Annotated in this window: 12 protein-coding genes; 5 read left to right on the plus strand and 7 right to left on the minus strand. The window is 69.3% G+C overall.

The window, feature by feature from the left end:
• Nucleotides 1-9 precede the first annotated feature (9 nt).
• Genes ACZ6D7_RS19710 through ACZ6D7_RS19720 form a run of 3 tightly spaced genes read right to left on the minus strand, consistent with a single transcriptional unit; the run spans nucleotide 10 to nucleotide 3219 of the window.
• A complete protein-coding gene (locus ACZ6D7_RS19710) occupies nucleotides 10-840 on the minus strand; it encodes an enoyl-CoA hydratase/isomerase family protein (protein WP_469491953.1) in 831 nt (276 codons plus the stop codon).
• Nucleotides 841-871: 31 nt separating this feature from the next.
• Nucleotides 872-2098, minus strand: a complete 1227-nt coding sequence (locus ACZ6D7_RS19715) for a thiolase family protein (RefSeq protein ID WP_469491955.1) — start codon at nucleotides 2096-2098, stop codon at nucleotides 872-874.
• Entirely contained in the window at nucleotides 2095-3219 is a 1125-nt protein-coding gene (locus ACZ6D7_RS19720; RefSeq protein WP_469491957.1) for a saccharopine dehydrogenase family protein, read from the minus strand. Before ACZ6D7_RS19720 ends, ACZ6D7_RS19715 begins: the two co-directional genes overlap by 4 nt.
• 304 nt (nucleotides 3220-3523) lie before the next feature.
• Here ACZ6D7_RS19720 and ACZ6D7_RS19725 point away from each other — a divergent pair, with 304 nt between their 5' ends.
• Nucleotides 3524-4423 carry a helix-turn-helix domain-containing protein gene (locus tag ACZ6D7_RS19725; protein WP_469491959.1) on the plus strand — a complete coding sequence of 300 codons (900 nt, stop codon included), beginning with the start codon at nucleotides 3524-3526 and terminating at the stop codon, nucleotides 4421-4423.
• Between the two features lie 860 nt (nucleotides 4424-5283).
• Here ACZ6D7_RS19725 and ACZ6D7_RS19730 read toward each other — a convergent pair.
• Nucleotides 5284-5421, minus strand: coding sequence for a hypothetical protein (locus tag ACZ6D7_RS19730; RefSeq protein WP_469492230.1), 138 nt, complete (start codon nucleotides 5419-5421; stop codon nucleotides 5284-5286).
• On the opposite strand from ACZ6D7_RS19730, the gene ACZ6D7_RS19735 reads away from it, so the two are divergent.
• A complete protein-coding gene (locus ACZ6D7_RS19735; RefSeq protein WP_469492214.1) occupies nucleotides 5413-5856 on the plus strand; it encodes a ubiquitination-like system serine protease family protein in 444 nt (147 codons plus the stop codon). The genes ACZ6D7_RS19730 and ACZ6D7_RS19735 overlap by 9 nt on opposite strands.
• On the opposite strand, the gene ACZ6D7_RS19740 is transcribed toward ACZ6D7_RS19735, so the two are convergent.
• The 3 genes from ACZ6D7_RS19740 to ACZ6D7_RS19750 form a co-directional block, all read right to left on the minus strand.
• Nucleotides 5824-6105, minus strand: a complete 282-nt coding sequence (locus tag ACZ6D7_RS19740) for a metal-sensitive transcriptional regulator (protein ID WP_469491961.1) — start codon at nucleotides 6103-6105, stop codon at nucleotides 5824-5826. The two genes, ACZ6D7_RS19735 and ACZ6D7_RS19740, sit on opposite strands and share 33 nt — an antisense overlap.
• Before the next feature lie 27 nt (nucleotides 6106-6132).
• Nucleotides 6133-8394, minus strand: a complete 2262-nt coding sequence (locus ACZ6D7_RS19745) for a heavy metal translocating P-type ATPase (RefSeq protein WP_469491963.1) — start codon at nucleotides 8392-8394, stop codon at nucleotides 6133-6135.
• Between the two features lie 85 nt (nucleotides 8395-8479).
• Nucleotides 8480-8752, minus strand: coding sequence for a heavy-metal-associated domain-containing protein (locus tag ACZ6D7_RS19750; RefSeq protein WP_469491965.1), 273 nt, complete (start codon nucleotides 8750-8752; stop codon nucleotides 8480-8482).
• 175 nt (nucleotides 8753-8927) lie between these two features.
• On the opposite strand from ACZ6D7_RS19750, the gene ACZ6D7_RS19755 reads away from it, so the two are divergent.
• The 3 genes from ACZ6D7_RS19755 (at nucleotide 8928) to ACZ6D7_RS19765 (ending at nucleotide 13743) form a co-directional block, all read left to right on the plus strand.
• Complete coding sequence (locus ACZ6D7_RS19755; protein ID WP_469491967.1) at nucleotides 8928-9917, plus strand: hypothetical protein; 990 nt, start codon at nucleotides 8928-8930, stop codon at nucleotides 9915-9917.
• A gap of 1385 nt (nucleotides 9918-11302) precedes the next feature.
• Nucleotides 11303-12445: a PLP-dependent cysteine synthase family protein gene (locus ACZ6D7_RS19760; protein WP_469491969.1), complete on the plus strand. Its 1143-nt coding sequence runs from the start codon at nucleotides 11303-11305 to the stop codon at nucleotides 12443-12445.
• A complete protein-coding gene (locus tag ACZ6D7_RS19765; RefSeq protein ID WP_469491971.1) occupies nucleotides 12442-13743 on the plus strand; it encodes an MFS transporter in 1302 nt (433 codons plus the stop codon). The genes ACZ6D7_RS19760 and ACZ6D7_RS19765 overlap by 4 nt, the downstream gene beginning before the upstream one ends.
• Nucleotides 13744-13879: the final 136 nt, after the last annotated feature.

Genomic DNA, 13879 nt, shown 5'->3' on the forward strand with positions numbered 1-13879 from the left:
CGGCTGGCGCTACTGCGCGGCGGCGATCGCCGCGGGCAGGTCCCGTTCGTGCTCCAGGTCCTGCAGGCCGGTCATCAGCTGCAGGGCCTCCTTGGTGCCGGGAACCTCGAGCAGGTTCCGCAGCGCGGTGTTCTCCGCGGCGAAGCCGGCGAACTGGGCGTCGACCAGGGCGCCGTAGACGTCCTTGAACACCTCGTTCACCGCGGCGACCGTGCTCGCCGGGCGCTTGGCGATGTCGCGCGCCAGGGTGTCGGTGTAGGCGTTCAACTCCTCGCGCGGGAGCGCGCGGCTGACGATGCCGTAGGCCGCGGCCTCCTCACCGGTGAAGTCACGGGCCGAAAGGATCACCTCGCGGGCGCGGGCCGGGCCGATCTGCATCGCCAGTCGTGTCGTACCGCCGCCGGCGGGCAGGATGCCGCCGCTCGTCTCGGGCAGGGCGAACCGGCTCTCCGGCGTGGCGAACCGCAGGTCCGTCGCGAGCAGGAACTCCAGTCCGGCGCCGCGGCAGATCCCGTCGACCACGCTGATGGTCACCTGGGGCAGGTTCTGCCACATGGTCGTCAGGGCCTGCAGGGCGTTGATGTCGTCGTAGCGGCTCTGCGGAACCGACGGGTCGCTGTCCATCCGGAGGATGTCGCCCAGGTCGAAGTGGGCGATGAAGAACTCCGGGTTGGCGCTGCCGAAGACCACCACCGCCGTCTCCCGGTCGGTGACGAGTGACCCGCCGAGGTCGAAAAGTTCCCCGGCCATCTGGAAGGTCATCAGGTTGACCGGCGGATGGTTGAAGTCGACGTAGAGGATCCGGCCGTCACGCCGGACGTTGAGTGTCTGATAGGTCATCGCTGACTCCTCGGTTGGTGCAGGCGGACGGTCAGGGGCTGAGGATGGTGATCGCGGCGGCGGCTTCCTCGCCGGCGTACAGGCCGCCGCCGTTCTCCGCGAGGGCGATGCGGGCGTCGGGGACCTGGCGGGCTCCGCAGGTACCGCGGAGCTGGTGGACGAGCTCGTAGATCTGCGCGAGGCCGGAGGCGCCCATGGGGTGGCCCTTGGACTCCAGCCCTCCGGACGGGTTGACGGGAAGGCGGCCGCCGAGCCGGCTGGCGCCGGACTCCGCGAACTCACCGCCCGAACCGATCTCGCAGAACCCCACCAGCTCGGTCTGCAGGAGTTCACCGAACGCCGACGCATCGTGGACCTCTGCCACCGACACGTCCTCCGGCCCCACGCCTGCCTCCTCGTAGGCCTGCAGGGCGGCGAGCCGGGTGGCCGAGCGGTCCCAGGCCGACAGCGGGCGCACCGTTCCGGTGCCCAGCACCGCGGCCAGTACCCGGATCGGGTGCTGAGCGCCCAGCCGTCGCAGGCCTGCGGCGTTGCAGACGATGGCCGCCGCCGCGCCGTCGGTGAGCGGCGCACACATCGGAACCGTGAGCGGCCCCACGACGGGCCGGGCCGCGAGGATGTCCGCCGCCGACATCTCCTCGCGGAAGTGCGCGAGCGGGTTGTGCACCGCGTGCGCGTGGTTCTTCTCGGAGATGACCGCGAGCTGCTTCTGGGTCGTGCCGAAGGCGTCCATGTGCGCCTGGGCGAGTGCCGCGTAGTAGTCCATGAACACGCTGCGCGGCTTGCCGTCGTCGGGAAGCTCGCCGCCGAGTTCGGTCAGTAGGGCGCGCACGCCCTCGGGGTCCGAGACGTCCATGCCGCCGTCGAACACTCCGAGTGCCTTGCGCTTGTCGCCGATGCTCAGCTTCTCGGCGCCGACCGCGAGCACGACATCGGCCGCGCCGGAGCGCACATGCATGATCGCCTGGTGCAGCGCGGTGGCGCCGGTGGCGCACGCGTTCTCGACATTGACCACCGGGATGCGCTCGAAGCCCATCGAGCGCAGCGCCATCTGGCCGGCGACCACGACCTGCCCCTCGAGCACGTCCTGGCAGGTGTTGCCGAAGTACGCGGCCTGCACGGCGCCGAGCTCGGCACCGGCGTCGGCCAGCGCCTCGGTCACCGCTTCCCGGGTCAGGTCCTTGACCGAGGCCTCCGGCCGGACCCCGAACCGGGTCATGCCGACCCCGGCGACCCACACCTGTGAGCTGCTGGTCACGCCGCGCTCTCCTCGGTCACACGCGCCAGCCCGTACGCCTCCAGAGCCCCCATGAGCTCACGGTGTCCCACCAGCTGCGCGGGCGAGCGGAACCCGACCCCGTTGAAGGTGTTGCCCAGCAGCCGCATCGCGGCGTAGGCCTGGACCAGGCCGGTGATCTGGTATCCGGACGTGCCGTGGATGACCGCCCGTGCCGTGACGTTGTTGCCGCGGCCCGTGCACCAGTCGACCGAACGATTCACCTGCCGGTTCTCACGGGCCGGTGTATCCGGCGTCATGGTGGCAGCCACCTTGTCGAGCGCCGGGTAGAGCTCCTCCTCGGGCAGCCACTGGAAGAGGACCTTGAACATGCGCTCCGCTTCGCGTACCCGCTGGGGGATGTCACCCTTCTCGTTCTGCATCGCCACGAACATGCGGCAGGTGCGTACGCGGCGGTCGTCCCGGAAGAACACCGGCATGGCGGTGCCGCCCCAGTTCAGGCCGGGGACCACCAGGGTGGTGCCGGGCACGACCATGTCCTGCTGGACGATGCCGTCGTACTTCTTGAGGACGTTGTCTTCCAGGTAGTAGGCGTCCTTGCGGATCACGTCGAACATCGACTGCGTCGATCCGACCGTCGGGATGTTCCGGGTGTACTGGCCGATCTCAAGCGTGTCGATGCCGGGGGTCTCCAGGACGATGCGGGCGACGATGTCGGGAACCGCGTACTGCATGGAGACGGCGGTGGACACGGCAAGTCCGGCTGCTGCGTACTTCGGGCCCCACTCGTCCAGGACCGCGAGCTGGTGGGACTGCTCACCGGCGGTGTCGAGATAGTGACAGCCCGCGCGCAGCGCGGCCTCGAGTACTGCGGGCGCGTGCCGCAGGAAGGGGCCGACCGTGTTGCAGACGACCTTCCTGCCTTCGAAGAGCGCGGCCAGGGACTCGACGGAGCCGTCGACCTCGGCGATCTCGTAGTCGGCCGTCTCGATGCCCGGGACGGCGTTCATGATCTCCTGCAGCCTGGCCTTGTTCCGGCCGGCTGCCACGAACGGAATGCTGTACTCGCGCAGGTATTCGGCCACCAGGCGGCCGGTGTAGCCACTGGCTCCATAGATGACAACCGGTCGGCGATCGCTCACGGCTGCTTCCCTTCCGTGATGAGTCGAGGCGCTGGCGCCGCGGCTCTACGCTTTTTACGTTGCGGCAAACTCTGGGCAACATCCGGCCACCGTGCTTCCGTGAGAGCGCACTCCGGGTTCCGCATTCGTGCATCCCGCGCCCGACGGCTGGTCCGTCAGACGGCACGGGCGCTTGTCACGACCCGGCGGAACGGGTTTCACTCGATGCATACGCCGACGAAGGTGATGGCGCATGACAGCAGCCCTGACCTGGTCAACCCACGGGTCCCCACAAGATCACGTCCCGGACGCCTGGAGCAGCAAGATGTCCCAGCTGCACCTGGGCTGGGCACTGTCGTTCTCAGAGCCCGAACCCTTCGGCGTGTCAGTGCGGTACCGGAGGCTGGACCAGCTGACCGTCGGAGAACTCCGCTGCGGCCGAATCACCGGCCGACAGGCAGCCACGAGCGAGGGCCCGCTCGTGGGCGTCCTCGTGACCCTCTCCGGACGGCTGACGTGCCGGTACGTCGGCGGCAGCGAGGTCGAACTCGGTCCCGGCGACCTGCTGGTTTGGGACAGTGAACTGGCGCACGACTTCGAGGCCGTGGGGGACCACCGTGAGCTGTACCTGCTCCTGCCCCGCGAGCGGCTGCCCCAGGCGATTGCCGGAAGTGCCTCCCGCGCCGACGGTGTCGTTTCCGTGCGGCCAGGGTCAGGGCTCGCCTCGATCGCTGCCGCTCAGCTACAGGCCATCACGCGCGAGTTCGACCACCTGTCCGACACGGATCTGGCCATTGCCTCCCAGACCTTCTTCGACACCCTCGAAACGGCCCTCGTCCCCGCTCCGGAGCAGCCTGTTTCCAGCAGCGCCCGCGAGGCGCTGGTCATACGGACCCGCCGGTACATCGAGGATCACCTGGATGATCCGGACCTTTGCGCTTCCTCCATCGCCGCGGCGTTCGACATCTCCGTTCGCACGCTGCATCTCGCTCATGCCGGTACGGGCGCAACAGTGGGTCGCTGGGTCCGGGAGCGTCGCCTGAAGGCCTGCTACCGGGACCTCTCACGTGCGCATGGCGGCACGACGGTCACCGACGTTGCCTTCCGCTGGGGCTTCAACAACATGGGCCACTTCAGCACAGCCTTCAAGCAGGCATTCGGCGTGACACCCAGCAGCGTCCTGCTCCAGGGCCAGCACAGCTGGACCGGCACGGACAACGGCTGATTCCGAGGCACACCGCCCTGCCGAGGCGAGCCCAGTGGGTAGCAGGATTGCGTGCCCGGGGCCAGGCTGACGGTCGAGGCCTTCACGGCGACAGCCTCGAACATCGCTCTCAACTGGCCGTTCGCCGCCTCGAAACGCTGCTCCACCAAATTGTCCACGGCCTGGCGGTAGCAGTTCCTGGCGACGGTCAACCCGAGCCGGTCGAATTCGTGCTCCAGCGCTGTGATCTCGTCACTCAGCGGCGCGCGGGGCCCGTCGAGAGGCAGGAGACGCGCACCAAGCAGCCGCGACCTGGACCTGCCCCACATCTCCTCGGTGGTCTCGTACTCCGCGACAAGATCCAGGCCATCCGACCTGAGCGCCTCCCGCAGCTGCCAGAACGGGGTACCGGCAGGAACATCCCCCTCCTCGGCGGGCGCCGTCCGCTCCGCGACCAAGCGGACGAACTCGTAGAGCGCCTTACGGGATGCCAGATCGGCGTTTCCAACCCCGAACGTCCCGCGCCTACGGGATCGAGTTCACCAGGCGCTCGGCATCGCCGACGAGGAACCGGCTCGCCCCGTCACTCACTCACAGTGAGCATCCAAACCCATCATTGGCCAACTATGTCTCTCATGATTTGCCAACAAGGATTCTCCACCCGCTCCCGACCTGCGCGTCTCAGTCCATGATTCGCCAACTAGAGTTCTCGGTCACAGTTGCGACCGACATTTTTAGTTGGCGGATGAGCACGCTAGTTGGCGGATCTTGGTTCCGTGACGCTGTGTTGCGATCAGATCCGAAGAGTGGCCCCGCTGTGGGTCGGACAGTGCTGCTGTTGGCGTGTGAGTGAGGCAGCGAGGGCGAAGATCCCGTCGGACTCAAGTCATCTGGACCAGCTCGTCACGGCCTACGACGTGGTTGCCGGGGTGCGGGATCGGCTGCTGCTCGGGGACATTCCCGAGCGGCTCGATTCCGGCGTCCTCTACGTGTCCCCGCAGGTCACGACGGTGGTCCATCTGTGCTGCTGCGGGTGTGGCAGCAAGGTCGTGACCCCGCTCGGCCCCACTGACTGGCGCCTCACCTTCGACGGTGCGTCGGTCACGCTCAGCCCGTCCATCGGGAATTGGAGCTATCCCTGTCGATCGCTGGATCCGCGACAGCACGGTGCGCCGGGCCGAGCGGTGGACGCCGAAGCAGGTCGAAGCAGCACGAGCGCGGACCGGCCAGTCCGGGCAACGACGGTCCGCGTCGAAGAGCCGACCATCTACTGCTCGTCTCCTGCAGCGCGTGCTCCGATGGCTGAGGCCGTAAACCGGACCGCGGAGCGCACTCATCCGTCCGTGGCCGGGATGAACGTGCAGAGCCAGAAACGTCGGAGCCCGGGCCCGAGCGCTGTTCCGCCGGGTCCGGGCTCTCTGTCACGCACGTACGAGCCGGGCGATCGCCTGTGATGCCTCGCTGACCTTTGCCTGGGCTTGTTCGCTGCCCTCCACGATCGCCTCTGTGACGCAGCCGTTGAGGTGCTCCTCCAGCAACACCAGGGCGCAGGACTGGAGCGCGGCGTTGGTGGCGGCGACCTGGGTGAGGACGTTGATGCAGTACGCGTCCTCTTCGACCATGCGCTGCAGTCCTCGCACCTGGCCCTCGATCCGGCGCAGCCGTCGGAGTATGTCGTCCTGTTGGGCGTGGTGTCCGGGCACGGTGATCTCCCCTTCCTCGTCGGCGGCTCAGCGGTCGGCGGGCTGGAAGCCGCGCAGTCGCAGGCTGTTGCCGACCACGAACACCGAGGAGAAGGCCATGGCCGCGCCCGCGATCATCGGGTTGAGCAGGCCGGCGGCGGCCAGCGGCAGGGCGGCGACGTTGTAGGCGAAGGCCCAGAAGAGGTTGGACCTGATGGTGCCCAGCGTCTTACGGGAGAGGCGGATGGCGTCCGCCGCGACCCGCAGGTCGCCCCGCACCAACGTCAGGTCGCCCGCCTCGATCGCGGCGTCCGTCCCCGTTCCCATCGCCAGACCCAGGTCGGCCTGGGCCAGGGCGGCGGCGTCGTTGACGCCGTCGCCGACCATCGCGACCGAACGGCCTTCGTTCTGCAGGCGCTTGACGGCGTCGACCTTGTCCTGCGGCATGACCTCGGCGATGACGTGCTCGGGCGCGATGCCCACCTCCGCGGCGACGGCCTCGGCGACCGCCTTGTTGTCGCCGGTCAGCAGGATCGGGGTCAGGCCGAGGGCGCGCAGCCGCTTGATGGCCTCCGGGCTGGTCTCCTTGAGGGCGTCCGCGACTTCGAGCACCGCGCGGGCCTCGCCATCCCAGGCGACCGCGATGGCCGTACGCCCCGCCGCCTCGGCCTCGGCCTTGGCGCGCCGCAGCTCCTCCGGCAGGGCGATGACCCACTCGTCCAGCAGCTTCTCCCGGCCGACGAGGACCGCGTGGCCCGCGACGACGCCTTGGACGCCAAGCCCTGCGATGTTCGCGAAGTCTTCCGGGGTGGGCAGCGTGCCGACGCGAGCGGCGGCGCCGGAGGCGACGGCCTGGGCGATGGGGTGCTCGGAGGAGTGCTCCAGGGCGCCCGCCAGGCGCAGGACGTCGTCCTCGCTGGTGCCGTCGGCGGTGTGCACGGCGAGCAGGGTCATCTTGCCGGTGGTGACGGTGCCGGTCTTGTCCAGGACGATGGTGTCGACCTTGCGGGTGCTCTCCAGGACCTCGGGGCCCTTGATCAGGATGCCGAGCTGGGCGCCGCGCCCGGTGCCGACCATGAGGGCGGTCGGCGTGGCCAGGCCCAGGGCGCACGGGCAGGCGATGATCAGTACGGCGACTGCGGCGGTGAAGGCGGCGGTCAGTCCCGCGCCGTTGCCGAGCCAGAAGCCCAGGGTGCCGAGCGCCAGGGCGATCACTACAGGGACGAAGACCGCGGAGATCTTGTCGGCGAGCCGCTGGGCGGCGGCCTTGCCGTTCTGCGCGTCCTCCACCAACTTGGCCATGCGGGCGAGCTGGGTGTCGGCGCCGACACGGGTGGCCTCGACGACCAAGCGGCCGCCGGCGTTCAGTGTGGCGCCGGTCACGGCGTCCCCGGTGCCGACCTCGACCGGCACGGACTCGCCGGTGAGCATGGAGGCGTCGACGGCGGACGAGCCCTCGACCACGACGCCGTCGGTGGCGATCTTCTCGCCAGGCCGTACGAGGAACCGGTCGCCGACCTTCAGATCACCGACGGGGATGAGATCTTCGCGTCCGTCACGCAGTACGGTGACTTCCTTCGCGCCCAGCTCCAGCAGCGCCTTCAGCGCCGCTCCGGCCTTCCGCTTGGAGCGGGCCTCGAAGTACCGGCCGGCCAGGATGAAGGCGGTGACGCCGGCCGCGGCCTCCAGGTAGATGTTCCCGGCGCCGTCGGTGCGGGCGATGGTGAGTTCGAAGGGGTGGGTCATGCCAGGTGTTCCGGCAGTGCCGAAGAACAGCGCCCACAGGGACCAGAGGAACGCCGCTGACGTGCCGACGGATATGAGTGTGTCCATGGTGGCGGCGCCGTGCTTGGCGTTGGTCCAGGCGGCCTTGTGGAAGGGCCACGCGGCGTAGGTCACCACGGGTGCCGCCAGCGTGAGCGAGAGCCACTGCCAGTACTCGAACTGGAGCGCCGGGATCATGGCCATCGCGATGACGGGGATGGCGAGCGCGACCGCGGCGGTCAACCGCTGGCGCGGAGGCAGCAGTTCGTCGCTCTCGTCCTGTGAGGGGCCGCTGTCGGCGTCCGGCTCGGTGCGTATGGGTTCGGGCTCGCGTGCGGTGTAGCCGGTGGCCTCGACCGTGGCGATCAGGTCGGAGACAGCGACATCCTCGCGGAAGGTGACCTTGGCCTTCTCGGTGGCGTAGTTGACGGTGGCCTCGACCCCGTCCATGCGGTTGAGCTTCTTCTCGATCCGGGCGGCGCACGAAGCGCAGGTCATGCCGCCGATGGCGAGTTCTACCTCGGTGCCGGGCGTGGTGGTGGTCATGTCTGCTCCTCGGAGCTCACGGATGCGATCTGCACTGGGGAGGGGCGGGGCCGGTCGGGCATGGCGGCCCGCCGAGGCTTGTGGGTCAGGCGGCCACGCGGCCGGTGAAGTCGTATCCGGCCTCGTCGACCGTCTTGGCGATCAGCGCGTCGAGCGCCTCGTCGGGCTCGGCGGCGGTCGTCACGGTAACCAGGCCAGTGCCGATCTCGACGTCGACCGCGGTGACCTCGTCCAGGCCGCCCACCGCCTTGGCGACGACGCCTTGGCAGTGGGCACTGCCAACGCCCTCGACCTTGTAGGTGGTCTTGATCTCCGCGGTGGTGTGGCAGCTTCCGTCGGAGGTGCAGCAGTTCGACATGGGGGATCCTCCACAGCTGGTGACTTATACCCCTCGGGGGTATGGGCAAGGGCTCCAGATATACCCCCTGCCGGTATCTCCTCGCAAGGGGGATCAGACTTGACTTCATACCCCCTGGGGGTATGTTGAGCTGCATCGGTCGCACGCTGAGCGGCCGCGAGATGAGGAGCTGGCCATGAACACCGGACTGCGGATCACCGTCTTCGCCGCGGCGCTCGCCACGACCTTCGGCGCCGCCTATGGCGTGGGTGGCGCCGTCGACGTGATCTCGCCCGAGCCGGAGAGCGGCACCCACGGCGGCGCTGAAGGTCACGCCGCCGGGCAGGACGAGAAGGCGGCGGCCAGGCACGACGAGGCGAAGGGAGGGGGGTATGCGGCCATACCGCCGGGAGGCCTCGAGATCTCCAGGAACGGCTACACACTCGACCTGAAGACCCCGCGCGTCGAGGCCGGCAAGAAGACCGAGCTGCGCTTCGCCGTCGTACAGGACGGGACCGGTCGCAAGGTCACCGCGTACCAGCGCGAGCACGACAAGGAACTCCACCTGATCCTCGCCTCGCGCGACCTGACCGTTTACCGCCATCTGCACCCCGCCCGGGCCGCCGACGGCACCTGGTCCACCCCCGTGAACCTGCCCAAGGCCGGCGGCTACCGCGTCTTCGCCGACTTCAAGCCCAAGGGCGGCGAGGCACTCACCCTCGGTGCGGACCTCGCGGCGTCCGGAACGTACGAGCCCGCCGAACTGCCCGGGCGCAACACCACCGCGAGGATCGACGGGTACGAGGTGAAGCTCGACGGCGGCCTGACCCCCGGCAAGGCCAGTGAACTGACTCTGACGGTGGCAAGGGACGGCGAGCCGGTCCGGGACCTCCAGCCGTACCTGGGTGCCTACGGCCACCTGGTGGCTCTGCGCTCCGGTGACCTCGCCTACCTGCACGTCCACCCCAACGGCGAGCCCGGCGACGGCAAGACCCAGCCCGGCCCCGACGTCTCCTTCACGGCTACGGCGCCAAGCGCCAGCACGTACCGCCTGTTCCTGGACTTCCAGCACAAGGGCGAGGTGCGCACGGCAGCCTTCACGGTGAAGGCGGGCGGCGCGGTGGACGAGTCCGAGAAGCCCTCGCAGACCAAGCCCGCCGAGGAAGAGGCCGGACACGCGCACTGAGGCGCGCGGCCGAGGGGTCACCGTCGCTGTCGTGCCGGCGGTGCACATACGTGCAGACGCCGCCTCCGGAGTCGCCCGCATACTCGCCACAGCAAACAAGCCATTCGCCTGACGAGTTAACCGACGTTTCAGGACTGGTGGTCGATCGCTGCCGAGGAGCCGCTAGGATCACGGCATGGTTACGGCTTGGTCGCCTTGGCGCACAGTAAGGACCCGCCCCGATGCGGGTCCGTTGCTGCGCGTGCTGGCCTTGGCCGTACTCCTGTTCGGTGTCCTCGTGGCACATGGCGGGCACGTGGAGAGCGCCAAGGGACACCTCGCCACCAGCGCAATCGCCTCTGTCGCACTGTCGGCCGACGGCGTTCGCCACGCAGCCGTCGAGTCTGTGCCCCTGTTCGCTGTGGAAGCCGACGGTCACCATGGCGGTGATGAACCGTCGCATCCTGGCGAACAGTGTGTATCCGGTCAGCCTCAGCAGGGTTCTGCCCTGGTATCGCCCTGCTTTGCGGCGTCGGTTCGCGAATCAACCAGTGCCGATGAGGCCTCGACCATGCGCGTGCCTGTCGCAGGTGGGCCCATCGACGGGGCGCCACCAGCGGCTCTGAGAGCGGCCTCCGTAGTGCAGCAGGTCTAGGAGTACGGAGTACTCCAACCGGCCTGCCGGTGGTCACCGGTTCGGCTGGTAGCGCGCGACGAGCGTCGTATCCCGTGCTCATGATGGGCGTCACGTTCGTCGATGCTGTCCTGCCCCCACCCACTCTCTGCGCCTCACTCCGTCCTTGTCGGAGACGTGGCAGCAGCGCGGAGGACCTGTGCCGACACCTTCCCGTATGCCCGCGTACGCCCCATGGGCCCCAAGCGGCTCATTCCGGTGGCGCCGATTCGTCTCGGCGATCCGCGCCACCTTCGCGATGGCGCTCATGCTGTGCGCCGTCATTCACGGTGTGCCCGAGGAGACGCACGCGTCGGTGCCCGCGCCTGCCGCTTCTTCGGCGACGGCCGCGGGCGGGGAGCCTCATGGGCCCCACGGCCCCCACGAGGCCGAGGACTGTGCAGCGGACGCGATCGTCCGTACGGCAGCCCAGTCGACCGAAGATCTTCCCCTCGGCGTGATGGCCGTGGTCGTACTCGTCGCCGTGTCCCTGGCGATGGGGAGACCCCTCGTACGGCATGAATCGCGCAGACGTCGCAGGGCACGCGCCGGCCGCGTCGCGCTCGTCCGTACGTCGCGGTGGCGGATCTAGACCACTCGCTCGCAGCCGACCGACTCGTCGGCTGCCGCGCGCCCATGGCATGAACGCGGACCCGCGGTCCGCCCCAGTCGCCATGGCGCGCGAGATGAACCCGCACCCGTGCATTCATCGAGCGAGAGCGAAAACACAGACATGCAGTCATTGACCAAGGCCGCGGTCAACTCGGGCCAGGCCGCCCTGTCCGGGCTGGTGGGCAACACCCCGCTGCTGCGGGTGTCGGAGCCGCTGACCCCGGCCGGGCGCGGCTTCTGGGCGAAGCTTGAGGGGTTCAACCCCGGCGGCATCAAGGACCGTCCGGCGCTGCACATGGTGGAGCGGGCACGGGCCCGTGGCGACCTGCGGCCCGGCGGACGGATCATCGAGTCCACCAGCGGGACCCTGGGTCTCGGGCTGGCGCTGGCCGGGATGGTGTACGGCCATCCGGTCACCCTGGTCACCGACCCGGGGCTGGAGTTGTCCATGACCCGGCTGCTGACCGCGTACGGCGCCCAGGTCAACGTGGTCTCCGAGCCCCACCCGACCGGTGGATGGCAGCAGGCCCGCCGTGAGCGTGTGCAGCTGCTGATGGAGCAGCACCCCGGCTCCTGGTGCCCTGACCAGTACAACAACCCGGACAATGTCGCCGCCTACACCCCGCTGGCTCTCGAACTGGCCTCCGAGATGGGCCACATCGACGTGCTGGTGTGCAGCGTCGGCACCGGCGGCCACTCCGCGGGCGTCTCCCGGGTGCTGCGCCAGCTCTACCCGGAGCTGACCGTGGTCGGCGTGGACACGACGGGTTCGACGATCTTCGGCCAGCCCGCCAGGCCCCGGCTGATGCGCGGACTCGGCTCCAGCATCTACCCCCGCAACGTCGCCTACGAGAACTTCTCCGAGGTGCACTGGGTCGCCCCGCATGAGGCGGTGTGGACGTGCCGCCAACTGGCCGCCTCCCACTACGCCACCGGCGGATGGAGTGTCGGTGCGGTGGCGCTGGTGGCCGGCTGGCTGGCCCGGACGATGCCGGCGGACGCACGGATCGTCGCGATCTTCCCTGATGGCCCGCAGCGTTATCTGGGGACGGTCTACGACGACGACTACTGTGCCGCCCACGGCCTGCTGGACTCACCCCCGGCGCCCGAACCGGAGCTGATCGGCCGCTTGGACGAGAAGGAGGTCACCCGCTGGACCCGGTGCACAGCCGTGGTCGATCCCCTCATCCTGCAAGGCGCGGAACAAGACGTTGCCGACGTCGCTCCGGGTGTCGCGTCCGACTCCTTGGAGGAGGGCCGGTGAAGGGACTGCTCACGCAGGTTCGGTCGTACGAACGCAGCGTCCAGGTGTTGATGGTGAATCAGTTCACCATCAACCTCGGGTTCTACATGCTGATGCCCTACCTGGCCGCCCACCTCTCCGGCACCCTCGGCCTCGCCGGTTGGATCGTGGGGCTCGTTCTCGGTGTACGGAACTTCAGCCAACAGGGCATGTTCCTGGTCGGTGGGACGCTCGCCGACCGGCTCGGCTACAAGCCGATGATCGTCGCCGGGTGTGTGCTGCGTACCCTCGGATTCGCGACGCTCGGACTGGTCGACTCCCTGCCCGCGCTGCTCGCCGCGTCCGCTGCCACCGGGCTGGCCGGGGCGCTGTTCAACCCCGCCGTACGGGCGTACCTCGCGGCCGACGCGGGGGATCGCAGGGTTGAGGCGTTCGCCTTGTTCAACGTGTTCTACCAGGCCGGCATCCTGCTTGGCCCGCTGGTGGGCATGGTGCTGACCGGGGTGGACTTCCGCATCACCTGCCTGGTGTCGGCCGGGATCTTCGCGCTGCTGAGCGTCGTACAGATCCGTGCGCTGCCCGCGCGGCGGGCTGAGGACGCCAAGCGGCAGGGGACCGACGGCGGCCAGGGTGTGCTCGCCCAGTGGCGCGGCATCCTCGCCAACCGGCCGTTCCTGCTGTTCTCCGTTGCCATGATCGGCTCATACGTCCTGTCCTTCCAGGTCTACCTGGCGCTGCCGCTGGAGGTGCGCCGGCTGGGCGGCGACGGGGAGTTCGGCACGGCGGCGGTAGCGGTGCTCTTCGCGGTCTCCGGGCTGAGCACGATCCTCGGTCAGACGCGGGTGACGGCGTGGTGCAAGGCGCGGTACGAGCCCGGGCAGGCGCTCGTGCGCGGGCTGGCGGCCATGGGCCTGGCCTTTGTCCCTCTGCTGCTGGCCACCGCAGTGCCCGTACCGGAGTCCGGGATCGGGCTGTGGCTGCTTGCGGCGGTTCCGCCGACGCTCGCCGCGCTGCTGCTGGCCGTCGGCACGATGATCGCCTATCCGTTCGAGATGGACACCATCGTCCGCCTCTCCGGTGACCGCCGCGTCGCCACCCACTACGGGCTGTACAACACGATCTGCGGCATCGGCATCACCGTCGGAAACCTGGGCACGGGCGCCGCGCTCGACGCCGCCCGCGCGGCCGGGATGCCCGCGCTGCCGTGGATCACGCTGTTCGCGCTCGGCCTGGCGTGCGCGGCCGCCCTGTACGGCCTGCACCGCACCGGCCGCCTGGCGGCACCGCCCGCTTCCGAGCCGCTGCCCGCGACCGTCTGACCCACCGGCCCTCCGACCCGGGGTGGGGGGGGGGAAGGGGGGCCCCCCCCCCCGTGGGGGCCTCCTTCCGGAGGGTTCTGTGTCTGCCCCCGCCGCGCCTTTTTCCCACACCCACCAACTGTAACTCCTCCCCTCC

Source organism: Streptomyces sp. NPDC041784 (assembly GCF_055591025.1).